This is a genomic window from Pseudoalteromonas sp. SR44-5, assembly GCF_014163675.1.
Classification (GTDB): domain Bacteria; phylum Pseudomonadota; class Gammaproteobacteria; order Enterobacterales; family Alteromonadaceae; genus Pseudoalteromonas; species Pseudoalteromonas rhizosphaerae.
Genome location: NZ_JACJDT010000093.1, coordinates 1 through 3,905, shown reverse-complemented (window position 1 = coordinate 3,905; position 3,905 = coordinate 1). Strand labels below are relative to the sequence as shown.

Annotated in this window: 3 protein-coding genes; 1 reads left to right on the top strand and 2 read right to left on the bottom strand. The window is 40.4% G+C overall.

Annotated features, from left to right (window positions below):
- Positions 1–1,547 (top strand): IS3 family transposase gene (locus tag H5154_RS22385; protein ID WP_182719677.1). Its coding sequence is split into 2 segments (ribosomal slippage): positions 1–481 and positions 481–1,547, totalling 1,548 coding nucleotides; the frame shifts between segments, so codons are not numbered across the junction.
- A 3-nt stretch (positions 1,548–1,550) separates the two neighbouring features.
- Here H5154_RS22385 and H5154_RS22380 read toward each other — a convergent pair.
- Both H5154_RS22380 and galU read right to left on the bottom strand, forming a co-directional pair.
- A complete protein-coding gene (locus H5154_RS22380; protein ID WP_182719676.1) occupies positions 1,551–1,784 on the bottom strand; it encodes a four helix bundle protein in 234 nt (77 codons plus the stop codon).
- 178 nt (positions 1,785–1,962) lie between these two features.
- Entirely contained in the window at positions 1,963–2,874 is a 912-nt protein-coding gene (gene galU / locus H5154_RS22375) for a UTP--glucose-1-phosphate uridylyltransferase GalU (RefSeq protein WP_149980576.1), read from the bottom strand.
- Positions 2,875–3,905 lie beyond the last annotated feature (1,031 nt).

Sequence of the window (3,905 nt, the reverse complement as noted above, 5' to 3'; positions counted from 1 at the left end):
ATGAGACGTCGATTTACACAAGAATTTAAAGTTCAAGCGGTTGAAAAAGCATTATCTCAATGTGATGATGTTCGTCTAGAAGATATTGCAGATGATTTAGGTGTCGGTTATTCAACGTTACAACGTTGGATAGCACTCGCAAAAAAACATCAACTTGAAACACACCAGACGGGTAGCCAAATGACAGCAGAAAAACGACCACAAGACTGGAGTTTAGAAGAAAGACTCAGCGCGATTATTGACTGTGGCCATTTAGATGAAGCAGCCATTAATGAATACTGCCGTAATAAAGGGCTTTATCCGCATCATATTAAGCAGTGGAAGCAAGACTTTGCCCAAGGACCTACAACGAAACTAGCTAAATCAGACAGTAAACAGTTAAAGCAAGAAATAAAACAGCTGCAAAAAGAGCTTAATCGTAAAGATAAAGCCTTAGCTGAAACAGCCGCTCTGCTTGTTCTCAAAAAAAAAGCGGATGCACTCTGGGGTTTCAACGAGGACGATTAACAACACAGGCTGAGCGACATGAATTAATAACGCTTATTACAAACGCGCAGGATTCAGGGGCAAGGAAAGAAAAAGCATGTGAGTTACTTGGGCTGACGGTAAGAACCGTTCAGCGGTGGATTGAAGCAGACGATATGACTGACAAGCGAACGAGTACGAAAAAACGGCCGCCAAACCGTCTCACAGAGTTAGAGCGGCAGCGTATTATTAATACGGTTAACTCAACTGAGTATGGGCATTTACCGGCCAGTAAAATAGTCCCCAAGCTGCTTGATAACGGTATATGGATAGCGTCTGAAAGTTCATTTTATCGTGTCATGAAGGCACATAACTTATTAACGCATAGAGAAAAAGTAAAGCCAGCTAAGCCGATGAAAAAGCCAAGAGCATTGAAGGCAGTACGTGCAAATGAAGTATACACTTGGGATATCACCTATTTACCAACGAGCGTAAAAGGGCAATTTTTATACTTATATTTAGTGATGGACATTTTTAGTCGAAAGGTTGTTGGCTGGCAGGTTTACGACACACAGTTAAGTGAATTAGCCGCAGATTTAATGAAGGATATTTGCAGTCGGGAGCAAATAAAGCGCGAGCAAGTCACGTTGCACTCAGATAATGGTAGCCCAATGAAAGGCGCGACATTACTGGCAACATTACAGGAGTTAGGGATTGTGCCATCATTTAGTCGACCGTCAGTAAGTAATGACAATCCATACTCTGAGTCGTTATTTAAAACGTTAAAGTATCGCCCAGAATACCCAGAAAAGGCATTTGAAGATATAAGCGCAGCAAGAGAATGGGTAAGTGGGTTCGTTGATTGGTACAATAATGAGCACCTACACAGTGGTATAAAATTTGTGACGCCAAATCAACGTCATTTAGGTTTAGATAAAGAGATATTAGCCAAGCGTCAGCAGGTAAACGACGCAGCTAAATTGAATAACCCAAGTCGTTGGTCAGGAAAGTCACGAGATTGGTCAATGATAAACGAAGTAAATTTGAATCCTGAGAAAAAAGAAGAAATGCGGGCGGCATAAAATTTAACTTGAGGCGACAACTAACTTGAAAAACTCCGCTTTTGCCACAGAAAGAAAATACGCTCTTTCTTTATCGGAATAGCGCTCATAACCTTCCGCTATATTACTCGGAACAGAAACAGCACAGCGACACATTTGATCTTTAAGCCCAAAATCTCGTAAATCATTGAAAACTTGATATACAAATAAACTTAATGAAAAAGATTTCTTCCATACATCTAAATTTTCATATTTCATCACCCCTCCTGGGTTGCTACTCCCTTTCGAAAACGACTAAATAACAATGGAACTATAATTTAACTGCAGGACGTAATATATCACCTCGCAGAACAACCCAGAACCTAATTACTATAATCAGCGGCTACGATGATACGTAGCCCGCAACTCGAAGCTCGAAACCTCAGACATCTAAATTTTACACTGCCTTTAAATGACTTGGTTTTTTAGGGTTAACTAACTCTGCAACAAAGCTTGTAAAGTCAGCGCCTAGGTTTTCATCACGCATGCTGTATTCAACAATCGCTTTTAAATAACCTAATTTATCACCACAGTCATGAGCTCGGCCGCTCATATGAAATGCTTCAACCGTTTCAATTTTCATAAGCATATCAATAGCGTCGGTTAGTTGTATTTCACCACCTGCGCCAACCGGAGTTTTATCAAGTAATTGCCAAATAGTTTTTGACAGTACATAACGACCAACTACAGCAAGGTTTGATGGCGCGTCACCAACACTTGGTTTTTCAACCATTGTTTTGATTTTCGCACTTTCACCCGCAGTAATTACAGCGCCATTTATATCAGCAATGCCGTATTTACATACATCTTGCTCAGGTACGGGTTCAAGCATAATTTGGCTTGCTGATGTTGCTTTAAAACGTGCAATCATTGCCGCTAAGTTTTCAGTTTTTTGATCTGCAGTATAAGCATCAAGTATTACATCAGGCAGTAAAACTACAAAATCTTCATCACCAATGATTGGCTTAGCACACAACACTGCATGACCCAAACCTTTAGCTTCACCTTGGCGCACATGTAAAATAGTTACATCAGGCGGGCAAATAGAGCGCACTTCATCAAGTAACTTACGCTTTACGCGTTTTTCAAGTGTCGCTTCAAGTTCAAAGCTAGTATCAAAATGGTTTTCAATCGCATTTTTAGAGCTATGAGTAACAAGCACAATTTCTTTAATACCCGCTGCAACGCACTCATTCACTATGTATTGAATAAGTGGCTTATCAACCAGTGGGAGCATTTCTTTTGGGATTGCTTTAGTCATTGGTAACATACGTGTACCAAGTCCAGCAACTGGGATAACAGCTTTCATAGTTAGTCCTTTATTTAATATTTAATTTAACTTAATCTAACAACACAAAGCTTTATCGGAAGTGAATGTATTCGGGCTTCGAACAACGAGTTCCTAGCTCCTAGTCACTTCCCTAACACCAAGTACCGTTGTCTTCCTAGCACCTTTAACCTTTGACCTGTTCGCGGTGGCAAGCCACTCGCCTACAAGTAATTAAACACCAGAATACAATTTAACACCGTAGGCGTTAAGCTTGCTGACGCGTGTTTATTAACATCTTTATCTTCTCGCCTAAGGTAAAATGTAAAAACGTAGGAAATGGCTTTGACCTGTTCGCGGTGGCAAGCCACTCGCCTACAAGTAATTAATTAAACATTAAGGTAAACTTTAACACCCGTAGGCGTTAAGCTTACTAACGCAAAAACACCACACCACATTTTGAAACGCGGTGGCAAGCAACTCGCCTACAAGTAATTAATTAAACACCAGAATACAATTTAACACCGTAGGCGTTAAGCTTGCTGACGCAAAAACACCACACCACATTTTAAAACGCGGTGGCAAGCCACTCGCCTACAGGTAATTAATTAAACATCAAAGTAAATTTAACACCGAGACAAACTTTAACACCCGTAGGCGTTGAGCTTGCTGACGCACAAATACCACACCAAATTTTGAATATCGCGATGGCAAGCCACTCGCCTACAAGTAATTAATTAAACACCAGAGTAAAATTTAACACCGTAGGCGTTAAGCTTGCTGACGCGTGTTTATTAACATCTTTATCTTCTCGCCTAAGGTAAATTGTACAAAACGTAGGAAATGGCTTTAGCCATGAAGTTTATAAACCGCGCGGCATAAAACCGCGCCTACGCGTGTTTATTAACATCTTTATCTTCTCGCCTAAGGTAAATTGTAAAAACGTAGGAAATGGCTTTAGACATGAATTTTATAAACCGCGCGGCATAAAGCACCGCCTACGCTTTAAAACATAGTCCTAGTCACTTCCCTAGCACCTTTAACCTTTAACCTTTAACCTTTAACCTTTAACC

What these genes read in the sequence shown, in the direction of transcription:
- H5154_RS22380 (WP_182719676.1), bottom strand. Translation starts at nt 1,784, where the DNA reads ATGAAATATGAAAATTTAGATGTATGGAAGAAATCTTTTTCATTAAGT.
- galU (WP_149980576.1), bottom strand. Translation starts at nt 2,874, where the DNA reads ATGAAAGCTGTTATCCCAGTTGCTGGACTTGGTACACGTATGTTACCA.